We start from the raw sequence: 15294 nt of genomic DNA on the forward strand, positions 1-15294 counted from the left end.
GTGATCTCCATAGTTTTTAGCTGTTTTCAGACGGTGTCTTCATTTTGCGAAGACGCGCTCTGAAATCAACCCAGTAATCGATCAAGCCAACCACTGCCAGAATCGGCAATAACTGACCGACCAAGATTATGTACGTCAGAACCCGAATGAACAATCCTGCTCTCATCGAATTCAGAAATACCTCCAACACTGCCAGCCCCTGGAAGAAATAAAGAACGATTGCGACGTTCAAAATATTTACTGCGAGGATAGCAATGGCCTTACCGCCAAAACTCACCATTGTCAGAAGGAAGGCTGTCATCGCCACCCAGATAAAATAATCGGGCAAACGATATTCCAACAACTTGAGCTGAGAGGCAATTTTCTCGCGGGGCAAATTGAGCCACGAAAAAACCCTTCTCTCAAAAATAAGTCCCAAACCCAGGGCTAACACCAAAATGATAACCACGGCCGAGGGAACCTGCTGCATCAGAACACCCGGATCCATTTTCACAGCGGGATTCATTTCCTGAACCTTCTGTGCGAATTTTTCCACCAGTCCCTGAACTTCAGCATACGTGTTGATGCCGTTTCTTTTGAACGCCCCCAGGATACCCAGGCCAGCGGCCACAGATCCCACGAAGACACTCAGCAGACCCGAAATCCACCACCCAAGTCCTCTTTGTTCCATTTCCATATAGGCGCCTAAAGTCATCCAAACAGAGCCTAGAAACAGAGCGAGAGGTTGAGCGTTCAGGAGCCACGCTGCTCCTGTGACCACGATCCCCAAAATCCAAAAGGCGACGGGGCCGTAAGTCTGGCGCAAAACACGCAGAAGAGGGGCGCCCATAACCACAGTGAGCATCGACAACAAAATCGAGAGAGATGAAATTGTGATGAACTTCTGTGGGGTCGCCGTCTTCTTCATGGCTTACGCCTTTTCTAAATTATTCGCCTTTGTCGTAACGCTCAGAACGCTCTGCTTTAGCAGCAGCAAATGCAGCTTTACGGGCAGCAGCTTTTGCTTCACGTTCTTTTTCACGAGCTGCAGATTCAGCAAGACCTTTTTTGAAGCCTTCCATGAATTTGCCCAATGAAGTGCGCTCATCCAGGCGAGTGTGCATAAAGCGAAGAACTTTGTCGTTGATACGCATAGTTCTTTCAAGCTCTGCAATAGCTTGAGTATCTGCTTCGAATGTAGAGTGGAAGTAGACAGCTTTTTTCAGCTTACCAATTGGAGTTGCCAAAGTTCTTTTACCCCAAGTTTCCAAAGAGTTGATGGAACCTTTGTAGGATTCAATCGTAGCTTTGTTCTTCTTGAAAAGATCTTTTTGATCTTCCAGAGTAGCATCTGGGTGCATAAGAACGACAACCTCGTAAGGTTTTTTCGTTGTAGTAGTTTCCATTGAACTATCCTTTCGGTTTATAGCCCCCACCTCTGTGTGCGGGAGCAAGGATGACTTTTTAAAATGTTTTACGGGTTTAGCACGGCTTTGGCCCAAGCACAAGGAATAGGCAATTGAATCCCCAAGAAACCAGCCCTAGAATGTGTAAATGGTCACATTTATTGAGATTATGGACGGCCCCAACGAAGGTTCCCGCTTCAAAGTTGAAGAGGGTTTGACCCTGGGTCGATCCAAGGCCGACATCATCATCAAGGACGGAAAAGTCTCCAGCACCCACGCCCAGTTTGCGGTGGACGGGAAGGGGCAGTACGTTCTGCAGGATCTGGAGTCTTCCAACGGGATCCATATCAATGGCCGCCGTGTGAAAAAAGTGGCGTTATTACCGGGGGTTATCTTTGAGCTGGGAAGGACCCAGTTCAAAGTCGTGACCGTCGAAGAGGAACTCGCATTGGATTTCAGCCGCCTGATCACCTGGCGCAGTATTTTGCAAGACCGCCTGGGGGCGCTGACGGCCCCTGAGACCTCCGAGCCGCCAACCTTGCAAAGCTTCAGTCCTGCACTGCGTCTACAGTTCATTCAGGGCATCCAAACCGATGAGGAAATTATTTTAGGGTACGGCCCCCGAAAGGCCGGGGCCGACTGCCTGGATATTGAGCTTTTGGACGACGAAGCCCCTAAAGAGGCCTTTGAACTGCACTCAGGACCGGGCATGGTGGAAATTAAAATTAAAGCACCTGGCCGGGTCACCCTTAACAATAAATCCGTAGATGCCGAAATGTTAAAAGATGGGGATTTGATTTCTGTGGGGAACACCCTTATTAAAGTCACCTACATCTAGAGGAAGGCATCATGCAGACCACACCCAAAACCACCGGCAGCTTTGAAAGCTTCGACGGCACTCCGATTTACTACGAAGTGCGCGGCGAGGGCGAGCCTCTGGTATTGGTGTATGGCATCGCCTGTCTGCTGAATCACTGGCATCACCAGATTGAATACTTCTCGAAGAAATATCAGGTCATCAGTTTTGATCTGCGCGGGCATCAGAAATCCTGTCCCGTCGCCGACGTCAGCCAACTGACCGTGGAAGCCCTTTCCAAGGACATTATCGGGCTTATGGCGCATTTAAATATCCGCAAGGCTCACTTTGCCGGGCACAGCTTTGGCGCGCCTCTGCTGCTGGATCTGTACGAAAAAAAGCCGGAGCTGTTTTTGTCGATGGTCTTCATCAACGGCTTTGCGAAAAATCCGATCAAGGGCATGTTCGGCCTGGATGTCGTTGAACCGTTTTTCTATTTTGTGAAGTCACAATACGAAAATCAGCCGGACGTGTGGAATACTCTGTGGAAACTGGCCGTTGATAATCCGATGTCGATGTACATCGCAGCCCTGGCGGGTGGATTCAATCTGAAGGTCACGCATTTCAAAGACATCGAGGTCTATGCCCGTGGCGTGGCCCGCATGAATCTGGAAGTGTTCCTGAGACTGTTTGAAGAGCTGATGAAATACGACGGCGAACCGGTGCTTGAAAAAATCGAAGTGCCGGTGCTGATTATTTCCGGCGAAAAAGACATGGTCACGCCGATCCGCTTTCAGTATCACTTCAAAGAAAAAATCAAACACTCGGAATTTGCCCTGGTGCCTTACGGGTCCCACTGCACACAGCTGGATTTCCCGGATTACACCAATCTAAAAATCGAAAAATTCCTGATCGACGTCAAAGAAAAGAAAATCTGAATCCGAAAAATAAAAAAGCCACTCATTTACCGAGTGGCTTTTGCTTTTTCAATCACCAGTGGGGCTTATTATCTCCACGCCGCTTTAGTGATATCGAAACCGTATCTGTTAACTGAATCATCGGAAGTGAAGACGATCTTCACATACTCACCATCAATAACCGGAGAGAATGTTTCATCGTTCTTGCCACTCATGTTGCCGACAAGTTTTCCATTGGCATCAAAGAACTCCACTTTGTCATAGTCTCTCTCAGTGTCGAACTTGGAGAAATAGACGGAGATCTGTTTTGCGCCCGGTACAGAAACTTCATACACCAGGTTGGATTTGTTGGTGTAGGGGTGCGGAGTGGAGTGGGCCACGTCCACAGTCTGCCAGTTTACTGGATCGTTTGGATCCGGCTGGGGCAGGGTGTTTGTCAGCATGGTGTAAGCATTTGCCAAACCACCTTTGGATTTACCACGAAGACCCGCCAGAGGCTTGGACGTCGCGATAATTCTTTCTTTCATCTCGATACCCGTCAGATTCGGCTCAGCCGTTGCCAGAAGAACCGCCATACCAGACACGTGAGGTGTCGCCATGGACGTACCGGACCAGGAATCATAACCCGCACCTGTGATGGAGGAAACGATGTTCACACCCGGAGCGCCCACGTGAACTTTGGTTTTACCATAGTTCGAGAAGGAAGCGATCTGACCGCGGTTATCAATAGCTGCTACAGACAACACGTTTGGCACATCGTAAGTTGCAGGGTAAGTCGGGTTGGAATCGTTATTGTTGGATTCATTCCCCGCAGCCGCCACAAACAAAGTACCTGCTGCATTGGATCTTTCGATCGCCTGTTTCAAAGTCTCAGAGTAGCCACCGCCACCCCAGGAGTTGGAAAGGATCTTTGCACCCTTGGAAGTTGCGTAATCAATGGCTTTCAAAGCGCCATCCAAAGAACCGGAACCGCTCGCAGAAAGGAATTTCACACCCATGATGCGAACATTCCAAGCCACACCCACAAGGCCTTTGCCGTCATCACCGGAAGCGCCGATCGTGCCAGAGCAGTGGGAACCGTGACCGTGGTCATCCAGTGGATTGCCAGTTGGTTTAGCCGCGGTTACGAAGTTTGCACCGTAGATATCATCGATGATGCCGTTGCCGTCATCGTCCACGCCGGCTTTACCGTTTAGTTCTGCATCGTTCGTCCAAAGATTGGATTTAAGATCCGGATGGTTGTAGTTGATGCCTGTGTCGATCACGGCAACAACAACATCTTTGGAACCCGTCGTAATGTTCCAGGCTGCTTCCGCACCGATATCAATGCCGGCAATGCCTTCACGTTTTTGGGAATCCGCCTGACCGGTGTTGATCATGCCCCACAATTGACCCAGCATTGGATCGTTGGGAGTTTTGTTGATTCTATAGATGAAGTTTGGTTCTACGATGTCCACGTTTGGATTCATCGCCAGGGACTTCATCACGTTGGATTGGATTTCAAACACCGGGCGTTTGATCACGACGATGTTTTGACCGGGGATTACATCTTTAATGTAAGAACCCAGATCCTGGCTCAGCTCTTTCATGGAAGAAACAGCTACGGCCTCGTCCTTGAATTTTACGATGAATTCACCAGGTACGGATTCAGGCGTTGCTGCAAACGCGTTCAATCCTGTGATCAGCAAACCAAAGATGGCTGCCTTGGAGGCTCTTCCGATAAGCCCTGTCATATGATCCTCTCCTTCATTGGGTGATTTTCCAGAAAGCGAAGGGGAAAAATTTTCCCAGACGTTTCCTAGTTCCAAAATGGTACCAATGTGAGAGGGGGCTGGTTATCTATCTTTCGATTGTGGTTAGATTTCTTAAAAATTTTGGCTCAAAGTCCAGTAGTATCCAGACGAAAGTCCAGTGGTGAGCAGGGATTTCCACCAGTCTCTCGACTAAGACACAGCTTTTTTGCTGGGCTTTGGTCTAGGTGACTCTTCAACAAAATCAAAGCTGAGTTGTTGAGGAGCTTTAAACTGAACAATGCGTTCAGGGTTTGCCGCCATCTCTTTTTTCTCCGACGGGGTCACCACGTTGACGCCCGTTGAAGCTTTAATAAGGTGCTTGATAAAGGCTTCTTTCACACTGTCAGGTGCGTTTTTGTTAAAGCCCAGTTCTGCCATCAGTTGATCAATCTTCTTCATAAGCCCAATCCTTGGTCTAGTTTCGGAAGTTTGCTGAACAAGCTTTAGAAGTATTCGAAGATGATTTGATTCAAAGATGTCTCTCAATAAGACAGACCTTTGATGCAGAATTTAAAGGTTAAAGGTGCCTGGTGATTTTTTACACCTACAACGCGTCATCTTACCTAAGTAACTGAAATCACGCGGGGTTGAAAAAACAAATCTTAGATTCTAGAAAAGAAAAAGGGAGTCCTTGGGACTCCCTTTAATGCATTGTTGCCAGAAATAACAACCAGGCACCTTTTAGCCGGCGCCGCCGTCTTTGTGTTTTTCACGTTTTGTGACGTTCGCCACGAAGAATTCGCGGTTCATGCGGCTGATGTTGGTCAGCTGGATTTCTTTCGGGCAAGCCGCTTCGCAGGCACCTGTTGTGGTACATGCACCGAAGCCTTCAGCATCCATCGCGCCCACCATGCGCATCGCACGTTCTTTTCTTTCAACCTGACCCTGCGGAAGCAAAGCCATGTGAGAGATCTTGGCAGAAGTGAACAGCGCCGCAGAGGCATTCTTACAAGCCGCCACGCACGCACCACAACCGATACAAGTCGCAGAAGACATTGCTTCATCGGCATCCGCTTTCGGAACCAGAATCGCATTGGCATCAACGGCATTGCCGGTGTTCGTGGAAATGAAACCGCCAGAAGAAATCACGCGGTCCAAAGCCGAACGATCCACCATCAAATCCTGGATCATCGGGAAGGCTTTTGCACGGAATGGTTCAATTGTCAGAACCGCACCGTCGTTGAAATTACGCATGTGCAACTGGCACACGGTTGTTGATTTCATCGGACCGTGAGCTTCACCGTCGATCACAAAACCGCAGGTCCCGCAGATGCCTTCGCGGCAGTCATGGTCAAAAGCAATCGGCATATCACCTTTTGCCACCAGTTCTTCGTTCACAGCATCCAGCATTTCCAGGAAAGAAGCGTCTTCAGAAACATTCTTTGCCTGATACTCTGCAAAGGCCCCTTGGTCTTTCGGGCCTTTTTGTCTCCAAACTTTCAAAGTCAGATTAATATTTTTTCCAGACATGCTACGCCTCTTATTTATAGCTACGAGTTGCTAGGTGTACGTTTTCGAAAGTAAGCTCTTCCTGGTGACGAACTGACAGTTTGTTGTCGCCAGTGTATTCCCAAGCAGCCACGTGACAGAAGTTCTCGTCATCACGTTTGGCTTCGCCATCCACCTGATACTCTTCACGGTAGTGACCACCACAGGATTCGTTACGCTCCAAAGCATCACGACACATCAATTCGCCAAGCTCAATGAAGTCCGCCACACGGCCGGCTTTTTCAAGCTCCACGTTCAGATAGTTCGCATCACCCGGAATACGCACGTTGTTCCAGAATTCCTCTTTGATTTTTGGAATCTCTTGAAGGGCTTTTTTCAAACCAGCTTCGTTACGACCCATACCACAGTATTCCCACATCACGTTGCCCAGCTCTTTGTGGAAGCTGTCGACCGTGCGAGCACCCTTGATATTCATCATCTTGGTGATTTCTTCTTTCACGCCATGAGCAGCGGCCTTGAACGCCTCGTGAGTCGTCGCCACTTTTTCAAGTTTTGTTCCACCCAGATAGTTACCCAGAGTGTATGGAAGAACGAAGTAACCATCCGCCAGACCCTGCATCAGCGCGGAAGCGCCCAGACGGTTTGCACCGTGGTCAGAGAAGTTTGCTTCACCCGCAACGAACAGACCCGGGATTGTGGATTCCAGGTTGTAGTCCACCCACAAACCACCCATGGTGTAGTGAGGAGCCGGGTAAATCATCATTGGCTGTTTGTATGGATTCTGACCGGTGATTTTGTCGTACATGTCGAACAAGTTTCCGTATCTTTCAGAAATCTTGTCTTCACCCAGACGTTTGATCGCATCCGCGAAATCCAGGTAAACCGCTTTACCAGCTTCATTCACACCACGGCCTTCGTCACAGCGGTATTTCGCCTGACGGGAAGAAACGTCACGCGGAGCCAGGTTCCCGAATGACGGGTAGATGCGCTCCAGATAGTAATCGCGTTCGTTTTCAGGGATCTCGTTCGGATGACGTTTGTCACCGACAGCCTTAGGAACCCACACACGACCGTCATTACGAAGGGATTCGGACATCAACGTCAGCTTGGACTGATTGTCGCCATGAACCGGGATGCACGTCGGGTGAATCTGTGTGTAACAAGGATTTGCGAAGTAAGCGCCACGTTTGTGGGCTTTCCACGCTGCCGTCACCGCACAGTTCATCGCATTGGTGGAAAGGAAGAAGACGTTGGAATAACCGCCGGAAGCGATCACAACTGCATCAGCTTCGTGGGATTCAATTTCGCCCGTCAAAAGATTGCGAACGATGATTCCGCGGGCCTTGCCGTCGATCACCACAACATCCAGCATTTCGCGGCGGTTATACAGATCCACGGTTTTTGCATCCACTTGTCTCATCATTTCAGAATACGCACCCAGCAACAGCTGCTGACCGGTCTGGCCGCGGGCGTAGAAGGTACGGGACACCTGCGCGCCACCGAAAGAACGATTGGAAAGAGTTCCGCCGTATTCACGGGCGAAAGGAACCCCTTGCGCCACCATCTGATCGATGATGTTCGTGGACACTTCCGCCAGACGGTGAACGTTGGCTTCACGAGCGCGGAAATCCCCGCCCTTTACGGTGTCGTAGAAAAGACGGTAAACAGAGTCGCCGTCATTTTGGTAGTTTTTCGCCGCATTGATACCACCCTGAGCCGCCACTGAGTGGGCACGGCGAGGGGATTCATGCACGCAGAAGGCTTTGACCTTGTAACCAAGTTCACCCAAAGAAGCAGCGGCGGATGCGCCGGCAAGACCGGTGCCCACCACGATGATGGAGTGCTTTCTTTTGTTCGCCGGATTTACCAGCTTGGAACTGAACTTGTGATTCGTCCATTTGCTTTCAATATTACCACTGGGAATTTTGCTGTCTAATTTGTTAGCCATTGTGTGTCCCCTTAGTTACCGATAAGGAAAATGTAAACAGGTTGAGCGATGAAACCCGCAGCCACAACCACGGCATATCCGTAGCTGAGTTTTTTCCACGTGTCTCTGTAAGTGCCTTCCATCAAACCCAATGACTGGAAGGTGGAACCAACACCGTGACTAAGATGGAAGCCCAGAAGAACCAGACACACCACATACCATGCGATGTAAGCAGGGCTTTGGAAAACTTCAAACATCAGTTTCGCCAGGTCACGCATCACCACGCCGTTAACGGTGGTTTCATAGTGTGTGCCGTATTTGAAAGTGATCAGGTGAAGAATAACGAAGATCAGAATCAAAGATCCTTGAATCGCCATTGTTCTTGAAGCCAGGGAAACGCGCTTCGATCCTTTTGCCGCCACTGCGTATTTCTGCTCTTTCGCTTCACGATTGTTTTTCGTAAGGCTGATGGCGCAGAAAACGTGAACGATCAACGCCAGAACCAGAACGGTTTCTGCGACGTAGATGATATTCCCGCTTGTGAGTGCGTGGCCGTAAGCATTGTAGGCATCGTTACTTACGAAGATGAGTAGATTGCCGGCCATGTGTGCGAGAACAAATCCCGCCCATACTAAACCGGTGATTCCCATTAGGTACTTTTTCCCGACGGTAGATCCGAGAAATCCAGACATGGTGTAGAACCCCTTGTTTTTGGTGTGTATTTTCTCAATAAGTTTCCACTTACCATACTCCCGGGTGCAGCTTTTTGTCCATGTCCCCCGTCATGTTTCGCGACACGTTAAATATACAATTTAGTTTTGCCTTTCCTGGACTTGGGATAGAACGAAACCCTCTTAAAAACGGGGTAAAACATGAAGATTTTTGTGTGTATCAAGCAGGTGCCTGACACCGAAACAAAGATTAAGATCTCTCCCGACCAGACTGGTATCGACACGGCGGGTATTAAATGGGTTATGAACCCTTATGACGAGTATGCGGTTGAAGAAGCCAACAAGCTTCGCGACGCAAATCCGGGATCCCAAGTATGGGTTCTGTCTGTTGGACCAAAGGCTCGTGTGGTTGAATCCTTGCGTACGGCATTGGCTATGGGCGCTGACGAAGCGCTCGTGGTTAACGGCGAAGGTCTGGACAACTTTGCCACGGCAAAAGCTTTGGCTGAAGTGATCAAGGCTGAAGGCGGCGCAAAAGTCATCTTCTCCGGCAAACTTGCAATTGATGACAATGCTTCCTCTGTCAGCCAGATGATGGCTGAATTCCTGAACGTTCCTCACACCACAGTGGTATCGAAATTCAATTTCAATGGCGAAAACGTTGTTGTTGAGCGCGACATCGAAGGTGGTGCAAAAGAAGTAGTGCAAATGATGACTCCAGCGGTTGTGGCGGCGAACAAAGGTTTAAACATGCCTCGCTACGCAAGTCTTCCAGGCATCATGAAAGCCAAAAAGAAAGTGATCAAAGAAATCGAATTCGCTTCTTTGAACATCCCGGCTTCTGAAATCAAAATCAAATACTCCGGCTTTACTCTTCCGGCTGATAAACCAGCTGTAAAAATGCTTTCTGGCGATGCTTCTGCACAAGCGTCCGAGCTGGTTAAACTTCTTCGCGATGAAGCGAAGGTTCTGTAAGGATTAAGACATGGGTAAAATTCTGGTTTTTGCTGAACACACAAACGGTAAACTAAAACGCAGCTCTCAAGAGCTTCTTCAGGCGGCAGCCGCTTCCGGCAACACGGTTGTTGCGGTGGCTTTCGGTTCTCACGCAGGTGATGTGACCGCAGCTTTGGGTCACAATGGTGCTTCTGAAGTTCACGTGGTTAAAGACGCTTCTTTGGATTCATACAATCCAGAGGCTTTCACTGCAAACATCGCAGCGATCATCGGCAAGGTTCAGCCTTCCATCATCCTGGCTTCCGCATCCTCCACCGGCAAGGATCTGTTCCCTCGCGTGGCGGCTCGTTTGGGCGTGGGTATTGCAAGTGACTGCACGACTTTGACTATTTCCGGTGACAACGTGACTGCGGTTAAACCAATGTACTCCGGCAAATGTTTTGCGACGGTGAACTTTGAAAACAGCGCAGTTAAAATCGTTTTGATGCGCGCCAATCAGCTTCCAGTGGCGGCAGCGGACACTTCTAAAACTGCAAACGTGGTTGAACACGCGGCAGCTGCGGCAGACCTTAAAACCTTGATCAAAGAAATCGTGAAAGGTGCTTCCGAGAAATTGGATCTGACTGAAGCTAACATCGTTGTCAGCGGCGGTCGTGGTCTGAAAGAAGCGGCAAACTTCAAGATTTTGAATGATCTTGCTGACGTTTTGGGTGCCACGGTAGGTGCTTCCCGTGCAGTTGTTGATGCGGGCTGGGTTGGTCACGGCATGCAGGTTGGCCAGACTGGTAAAACAGTGGCTCCGACTTTGTACATCGCGGTGGGTATCTCCGGCGCTATCCAGCACTTGGCTGGTATGAGCGGATCCAAAGTGATCGTGGCAATCAATAGCGATGCCAACGCACCGATCTTCCAGAAAGCGACTTACGGCATTGTGGGTGACGCCCTGGATATCGTTCCAAAACTGACAGAAGAGTTCAAAAAAGCTCTTCACCACTAATCGTGTTTAGAAAGTATATTCTTCCGATTATTGTTTTCGTCTTCTACCGAACCCTCTCATGGACATGGAGGGTTCGGCTTATCGAGCCTGACTCCCTGAAACAATCTGTTGATTCCGCAACTCCATCTCCGGTGGTGCTTGCGCATTTTCACGGTGATGAGCTGGCACTTTTATCCATCGTCAAAAGATACCGTATTGCCACCATCGCTTCGCAATCCAAGGACGGCGAACTGATGGCGACCGTGCTGAAATGGCTGGGGGCAAAAACCAGTCGCGGTTCTTCCACGCGTGGTGGGGTGCAAGCCTTGAAAGGTCTTTTGCGTTTGGTAAAAGACGGGGGAAATTGCAGCTTTGCTGTGGATGGTCCAAAAGGCCCGTTACACAAAGTCAAACCCGGAGTGTTCGAGCTTTCACGCATGATTCACGGTCCGATTTACGCCGCGGGCGTGGCGTGTGATCGTGCGATTCATTTCCCAAGATCATGGAATAAAACTTTCCTGCCAAAACCCTTCGCCAAAGTGATCATTTACTGGGTGGGACCGATGGCTCCAGTGAGCAAAGAAATCGATCCGCGAAACCCAGACCTTGCTCTAGAGTTAGAGGCTCTTTTGCACCAAGCTAGGCAGCAAGCTCTTAAATTCATTGCGGATAATGATGCCCAGTGCTAGCGTTTTAGCATAGTTCTCATTCAACTTTTTAAAGGGACTTTTGAAGCATGAAACTTGTAATCAGCATCTTGTTGCTCATCTCTGCGACCGCTTTTGCACAGAAATCCACGGACGTCGTGGCTCAGGTGGGTAAAAAAACTATCACGCTTGAAGACTTCAATAAAAAGTACAACGAAGTGAAGTCTCAGACCATCAACCCGCCAACCAAAGAACAATTCCTGGAAGACCTGGTTCGCTTTGAAATGGGTGTTCAAGAGGCGGAAAAGCGCAATCTGCAAAAAGACCCTGTCGTTCAATCCCGCTTTGACCAGGAGATGTACAAAGCCCTTCTGGAAAAAGACATCGGTCAGCGTGTTCAGAAGATCCAGGTTTCTGATGCGGAAATGAAAGCATGGTATGCCAAAAATCCGGAACTTCGCACCAGCCACATCCTGATTGAGTTTAAAGCAGGGGCTACTCCGGCGCAGGTGGCTGAAGCAAAAAAACGTGCGACAGAAATCTACGAAGAGGTTAAAAAGAGCAAAAGACCATTTGAAGAGCTGGTTAAGCTTTACTCTGATGATGCTCTTTCCAAGCAGGTTGGCGGCGATATCGGCTGGCAATCCCGCGTGACACTGGTTCCGAATTACTACGAAGCGGTTGTCAACATGAAGGTCGGTGAGGTTACGGGGCTTATCGAAACTCAGTTTGGCTTCCACGTTATTAAACTGACCGGTCGCAGAAGCTTTGAGAACGCGAACAAACGCCAGATCAGAGCGGCCGTTTTCGATGAAAAAAGAAAACAGGTCTTTAACGACTACTTCGAAAGAATGAAGAAGTCTTATCCGATCAAAGAAAACAAAGGTCTTCTTAAATAAGGATTTGATCCGATGAAATTTTCAAAGAGCCCCGCACTGACGGGGCTTTTTATTTTTATGAGCCTCGCTTTGGCGGGATGTCCATCAAGCTATCAGAAACTCTCCACGAAACCCGTGGAGAAGGTGAATGATCACGTTCTGACCTCCAAGCAGTTCGCCAACCAGCTGGCACGAAGACTAAGAAACTTCGACGCCCTGGCGGCAAAGGATCCCAACAACATCCACCGTATCAAAGAAGAAATTCTGCGCGACTTCCTGGTGAAAAGCCTGACCCTGGACTGGGCAAGGGCTCAGAGTATCGTGATATCGGAAAACACCCTGGATAAAGAAGTCGACAAACTGCGCGCGAACTATCCGGATGATCTTTCTTTCCGCCGGGCCCTGGCTTTGGAAAATCTGTCATTTTCGGAATGGCGTGAAGAACTGAGATATTCCCTGGTCGAACGAGAGGTCTTTAAAAAGATCAACGAAAAGGTCAAGGCCCCCACTGAAGAAGAGATCAAACGCTACTACGAAGACAACAAGGACCGTTACAAGCGCAAAGAGCGCGTGTACCTGCGCCAGATCGTGGTGGACGAGGACGCCAAGGCTGACGCCATCAAAGTCGACCTGAAAACCGGCGATTTTGCGGAACTTGCAAGAAAGTATTCCATCACTCCTGAAGCCAAGCAGGGTGGGGTTGTAGGCTGGATTGAAAAAGGCTCGGTGGATTACTTTGATCCCCTGTTTAACGTCGGTTCCGGCGTGCAAACAATCAAAAGTCCCTTCGGAATCCATCTGATTCGTGTGGAAAAGAAGGCTCCGGCCTCCACTTTGTCGCTGGAAGAGGTCAAACCACAGATTATCCGGGCGCTTCGCGCACAACGCGAGCAGGCGGAATACGTGGCGTGGCTTGATGCCCAGCTCAGAAGTAGTAAAGTCTTAAAGGACTATGAACTGATGAATTCCATCAAGGTGGATACACGAGGAACCAATGATTAATCTTCTTTTTGCTTTGCTAGTGGCTACACCAAGTCATGCCGAGATTGTGGAAAAAACTGTGGCTATCGTAAATAGCGAACTGGTTTTGGAATCTGACTTCAAAGATCTTGTAAAACGCATTCCAAAACAGGGCATGGTTGATGAGTCTTTGTTGTTTGATAAACCAGCCACCAGCCTTGTCGGCAACCGCAAAGCGCAGCTGGATTACCTGATCAACGAAAAGATCCTGCAGTCAGAGATCAAACGTCTGAATCTGGCCGTCACCAACGATCGCGTGGAATCCGAACTGAAAGAAATGGCCCGCAAAAACCAGGTCAGCGAAACAGAACTGGCACAAGTGATTCAGCAACAGGGCGTTTCCATGGATGACTATCGCCGCTTCCTGAAAGACAGCATTGAAAAACGCTCTTTGATGGATGCCGAGATCATTTCCAAACTGCGCATCTCTGATGAAGACGCTTTGAATGAATACCTGAAAACGAATCCGAACAACCGTCCTTCCATTGACGAGTTCTCGGTTTCCCACATCTTCTTCAACCCGAAAAAAGGCGGCGCGGAAGCGTCCATCAAACGTGCTGAAACCGTGCTGGGTAAACTTCGCAGCGGTGAAAACTTTGAAAACCTGGCGCAGCAGTTCAGTGAAGATCCCAATTTCTCCACCGGTGGCGCCTTGGGAACTTTCAAATCCGGCGACTTCCTTCCGGAAATTGAAGAGGCTATTTCCAGCCTGAAAGTGAACGAGACCACTCCGATTGTGAAATCCCGCATGGGCTTCCACATCGTGAAACTGACCGGTAAAAAACTGACCACCGATCCGAAGTTTGAACGCGCCAAAGACAAGATCAAGGCGCAGCTTCTGGAAAACAGCTTCAAACGTCAGTTGAAAAACTGGCTGCAATCCAAACGCGATGAATCCTTCATCCGTATCAATGAGTAAACTTCGAATCGCACTTACGACCGGGGATGTGGATGGCATTGGCTTTGAAGTCACGGCCAAGGCTCTGCATCACCTGGGTCCACAAAAAGGCGTGCAGTTTCTGTTGTGGCGCCAAGACGGTGCTTCACAAAAGTATCTGAAACTGATTGATCAAAAATTTGAGCGTATCACCGTGGATGACCTTTCCCAGGCTCTGGAAATCGAAGGTCCCTACCTGATTGATATTGCCTCGGACCTCGCACCTGCAGAATGGGTGGAATCAAGCGCCAAAGCCTGCCTGAAGAAAGATATTCACGCGCTGGCCACTGCGCCCCTGTCGAAGACCTCGATCAAAGCGGCGGGCTTTAAAGACCTGGGACACACGGATATTTTAAAAAGACTTTCCGGCGCCAAACATGTGCACATGGGTTTTGTCGGTGAAAAGTTCAACGTGGTTCTGGCAACGGCACATCTACCGGTGAAAGAAATCACCAAGCACTTAAGTTTCAGCGTGCTGGCGGAAGCACTTCTTAACGCCAATGAACTAAGAAAGAAGCTTCCCGCAGCCCAGGCTAAAAAACCCATCGGCGTTTTGGGGCTCAACCCCCATGCCGGCGAGGCGGGCCTGATCGGGCAGGAAGAGCTTTTGTTCTTCCCCGAGCTTGTAAGTTTTGCCAAAGAAAAGAAGATTCCGTTTGAAGGACCCTTGGTTCCGGATGCGGCTTTCTTCCCGCAAAACTGGAAGAAATATTCCGTATATTTGAGCCTGTATCACGATCAGGGCCTGATTCCGTTTAAAATGATTCACGGGCAGGACAGTGGCGTGCATATGACCCTGGGGATCCCGTTTATTCGCACCAGTGTGGATCATGGCACTGCCAAGGATATCTTTGGTAAAAACAAAGCCAACCCCCATTCGATGATTGATGCCGTTCGCTGGGCGGTAAAATTAGCTCGACTCTAGAGCGCAGAAATTATAA

Annotated in this window: 16 protein-coding genes; 9 read left to right on the forward strand and 7 right to left on the reverse strand. The window is 49.2% G+C overall.

The genetic code is table 11. From position 1 onward, the window contains the following. Positions 1-16: 16 nt before the first annotated feature. Together AC04MQ_RS03100 and rpsF are read right to left on the reverse strand one after the other, a co-directional pair. On the reverse strand, positions 17-907 hold the full coding sequence (locus AC04MQ_RS03100; protein ID WP_475391040.1) for a DUF2232 domain-containing protein: 891 nt from the start codon (positions 905-907) through the stop codon (positions 17-19). A gap of 19 nt (positions 908-926) precedes the next feature. Then, on the reverse strand, positions 927-1385 hold the full coding sequence (rpsF, locus tag AC04MQ_RS03105; protein WP_015089238.1) for a 30S ribosomal protein S6: 459 nt from the start codon (positions 1383-1385) through the stop codon (positions 927-929). Positions 1386-1533: 148 nt separating this feature from the next. Between rpsF and AC04MQ_RS03110 the strand changes: the two genes are divergently transcribed. Together AC04MQ_RS03110 and AC04MQ_RS03115 are read left to right on the forward strand one after the other, a co-directional pair. Next, complete coding sequence (locus AC04MQ_RS03110) at positions 1534-2223, forward strand: FHA domain-containing protein (RefSeq protein ID WP_041576715.1); 690 nt, start codon at positions 1534-1536, stop codon at positions 2221-2223. An 11-nt stretch (positions 2224-2234) separates the two neighbouring features. Then, the gene (locus AC04MQ_RS03115) at positions 2235-3119 is read left to right on the forward strand and encodes an alpha/beta fold hydrolase (RefSeq protein WP_475391043.1); all 885 of its coding nucleotides are present in this window, start codon (positions 2235-2237) and stop codon (positions 3117-3119) included. Between the two features lie 68 nt (positions 3120-3187). Here the strand turns inward: AC04MQ_RS03115 and AC04MQ_RS03120 are convergent, their stop codons facing one another. The 5 genes from AC04MQ_RS03120 to AC04MQ_RS03140 form a co-directional block, all read right to left on the reverse strand. Next, positions 3188-4831: a S8 family serine peptidase gene (locus AC04MQ_RS03120; RefSeq protein WP_475391045.1), complete on the reverse strand. Its 1644-nt coding sequence runs from the start codon at positions 4829-4831 to the stop codon at positions 3188-3190. 210 nt (positions 4832-5041) lie between these two features. Beyond that, complete coding sequence (locus AC04MQ_RS03125; RefSeq protein WP_015089234.1) at positions 5042-5290, reverse strand: hypothetical protein; 249 nt, start codon at positions 5288-5290, stop codon at positions 5042-5044. 282 nt (positions 5291-5572) lie between these two features. Further along, complete coding sequence (locus AC04MQ_RS03130) at positions 5573-6361, reverse strand: succinate dehydrogenase/fumarate reductase iron-sulfur subunit (protein WP_015089233.1); 789 nt, start codon at positions 6359-6361, stop codon at positions 5573-5575. A gap of 10 nt (positions 6362-6371) precedes the next feature. After that, complete coding sequence (locus AC04MQ_RS03135) at positions 6372-8288, reverse strand: fumarate reductase/succinate dehydrogenase flavoprotein subunit (protein WP_015089232.1); 1917 nt, start codon at positions 8286-8288, stop codon at positions 6372-6374. Positions 8289-8299: 11 nt separating this feature from the next. Continuing rightward, a complete protein-coding gene (locus AC04MQ_RS03140; RefSeq protein ID WP_041576713.1) occupies positions 8300-8959 on the reverse strand; it encodes a succinate dehydrogenase cytochrome b subunit in 660 nt (219 codons plus the stop codon). 180 nt (positions 8960-9139) lie between these two features. Between AC04MQ_RS03140 and AC04MQ_RS03145 the strand changes: the two genes are divergently transcribed. The 7 genes from AC04MQ_RS03145 (at position 9140) to AC04MQ_RS03175 (ending at position 15278) form a co-directional block, all read left to right on the forward strand. Continuing rightward, a complete protein-coding gene (locus AC04MQ_RS03145) occupies positions 9140-9913 on the forward strand; it encodes an electron transfer flavoprotein subunit beta/FixA family protein (RefSeq protein WP_475391047.1) in 774 nt (257 codons plus the stop codon). A gap of 10 nt (positions 9914-9923) precedes the next feature. After that, complete coding sequence (locus AC04MQ_RS03150) at positions 9924-10892, forward strand: electron transfer flavoprotein subunit alpha/FixB family protein (protein ID WP_015089229.1); 969 nt, start codon at positions 9924-9926, stop codon at positions 10890-10892. A 134-nt stretch (positions 10893-11026) separates the two neighbouring features. After that, positions 11027-11560, forward strand: coding sequence for a lysophospholipid acyltransferase family protein (locus tag AC04MQ_RS03155; protein ID WP_235046204.1), 534 nt, complete (start codon positions 11027-11029; stop codon positions 11558-11560). Positions 11561-11607: 47 nt separating this feature from the next. Next, positions 11608-12417: a peptidylprolyl isomerase gene (locus tag AC04MQ_RS03160; protein WP_015089227.1), complete on the forward strand. Its 810-nt coding sequence runs from the start codon at positions 11608-11610 to the stop codon at positions 12415-12417. A 12-nt stretch (positions 12418-12429) separates the two neighbouring features. After that, on the forward strand, positions 12430-13398 hold the full coding sequence (locus AC04MQ_RS03165; RefSeq protein WP_015089226.1) for a peptidylprolyl isomerase: 969 nt from the start codon (positions 12430-12432) through the stop codon (positions 13396-13398). Then, a complete protein-coding gene (locus tag AC04MQ_RS03170; RefSeq protein ID WP_475391049.1) occupies positions 13391-14335 on the forward strand; it encodes a peptidylprolyl isomerase in 945 nt (314 codons plus the stop codon). The genes AC04MQ_RS03165 and AC04MQ_RS03170 overlap by 8 nt, the downstream gene beginning before the upstream one ends. Further along, positions 14328-15278, forward strand: coding sequence for a 4-hydroxythreonine-4-phosphate dehydrogenase PdxA (locus AC04MQ_RS03175; protein ID WP_051026248.1), 951 nt, complete (start codon positions 14328-14330; stop codon positions 15276-15278). The genes AC04MQ_RS03170 and AC04MQ_RS03175 overlap by 8 nt, the downstream gene beginning before the upstream one ends. Positions 15279-15294 lie beyond the last annotated feature (16 nt).

The sequence above is a fragment of the Bdellovibrio sp. MYbb2 genome, assembly GCF_056175685.1.